Origin of the sequence: Flavobacterium sp. W21_SRS_FM6 (genome assembly GCF_052119645.1) — a bacterium.
Lineage (GTDB): Bacteria > Pseudomonadota > Gammaproteobacteria > Enterobacterales > Alteromonadaceae > Paraglaciecola.
Genome location: NZ_JBGQOM010000028.1, coordinates 1 through 2,000 on the forward strand (window position 1 = coordinate 1; position 2,000 = coordinate 2,000).

Below are 2,000 nucleotides of genomic sequence, written 5' to 3' on the forward strand. Positions count from 1 at the left end.
AATCACACTTTGGTTGATTTCGAATGCATCATCCGATACAAAATAGGCAACACTATCAATGTTAAAATGGTGGAAGAGATGATCCCGCCAATCACTACCGTTGCTAGTGGTCTTTGCACTTCAGCACCCGTCCCGACATTCAGTGCCATCGGAATAAAACCTAAACTTGCTACTAGTGCCGTCATTAAAACCGGACGTAATCTTGTGATAGCACCATCGACAATAGAGTTAATTAGGTCACCTGTTTCCATTACTCGCTGTCTAATGAATGACAACATCACTAAACCGTTGAGCACCGCAATACCAGAGAGCGCAATAAATCCGACTCCAGCTGATATGGACATTGGCATGTCCCTCATCCAGAGCGCGAAAACACCCCCAGTTAAGGCCAAAGGCACGCCAGTGAAGATGATCAAAGCATCACGAAATGAGCCAAAAACGACTACCAGTAACACCAATATCAGAAATAGTGTAGCTGGCACCACGATAGACAGCCGCTGACTGGCACTTTCAAGCTGCTCAAATGTGCCGCCATAATCTAGCCAGTAGCCTGCTGGGAGTGCAACCTGTTCGGTTATTTTGATTTTTGCTTCGTCAACAAAACTACCCAAGTCTCGTTCTCTGACGTTGGCGGTAACCACGACTCTGCGCTTACCGTTTTCTCGACTGATTTGATTGGGAACAGACGAGTAACCCAGCGAAGCAACTTCTGATAATGGCACAAATTCCCCATCGGATGTAATGATAGGAGTGCTGCCAATGGCATCTAAATCTGTGCGAATACCTTCATCAAATCGCACAAGCAACTCGAATCGTCTATCTCCCTCAAAAATTAAGCCAGCGGTATTACCACCGATGGCCGACGCCAACCATTCCTGCAAATCGGCGACGTCCAATCCATAACGTGCCAACTCGACTGGCTTAGGGTTGATAGTGAAGATAGGGATATCATCGACCTGTTCAAGTCGTGCATCCGCCACGCCGTCAATTGATTGCAAAACGGTTAAGATGTCGTTTGCAGAAGCAACTAGCGTGGTTAAATCATCTCCAAATACTTTTATACCAAGGTCAGCTCTTACCCCACTGATCAACTCGTTAAAGCGCATTTGGATAGGCTGAGTAAACTCATAGTTATTGCCTGTCACCGCTTGCAAGTCTCGCTCAAGGGTTTCCACGAAATCAGCTTTTGATAGGTCAGGATCAGGCCACTGTGATCGTGGTTTTAGCATAACAAAGGTATCGGTTACGTTGGGCGGCATCGCATCCGTAGCGACTTCTGCGGTACCGGTTTTCGCAAACACTGTGAGTACCTGTTCGTATTCCATCAAGGTAGATTCAAGTGTTTTTTGCATGGCAACGGCTTGTTCAATACCCGTGCCTGGTATGCGCATGGCGTGCAGTGCGATGTCTCCTTCATCAAGCTGGGGAACAAACTCAGAGCCTAATCGCGTTGCCAACCATAAGCTGCCCACTACCAGCACGACTGAACCGACTAGCACTATCCAGCGTAATTTCAGTGCAAGGTGAATGATGGGGCGATAGGCGGATTTGGCTGCAACAATAATGAAGCTTTCTTTTTCACTGACTTTACCGCCCATAAACATCGCGACTGCCGCAGGTACAATGGTAATGGAGAACAGCATTGCTGCTATCAGCGCCATGATGACCGTTGCCGCCATTGGCTGAAACATCTTGCCCTCAACGCCTGTCAATGAGAACAGCGGGATATACACCACAGTAATAATCAATACACCAAACAAGCTAGGACGAATGACTTCGTTGGTTGCTTGAAACACCAGTTCTAGCCGCTCTTTAAGTGGCAAGACTCCGCCTGTGCGTTTCTGAGACTCGGATAATCGCCTGATACAGTTTTCTACGATGATCACCGCACCATCGACAATTAATCCAAAATCCAATGCCCCAAGACTCATCAGATTGGCAGACACACCGGTATTAACCATCCCTGTTATGGTCGCCAACATAGCCAACGGAATGACCGC

At 47.4% G+C, this 2,000-nt stretch carries 1 protein-coding gene; it reads right to left on the minus strand.

The genetic code is table 11. The features are described from left to right. Positions 1 to 2: 2 nt before the first annotated feature. Positions 3 to 2,000 (minus strand): efflux RND transporter permease subunit (locus ACEN2L_RS20675; protein WP_441745966.1); only part of this gene is annotated, 1,998 nt, incomplete at its 5' end.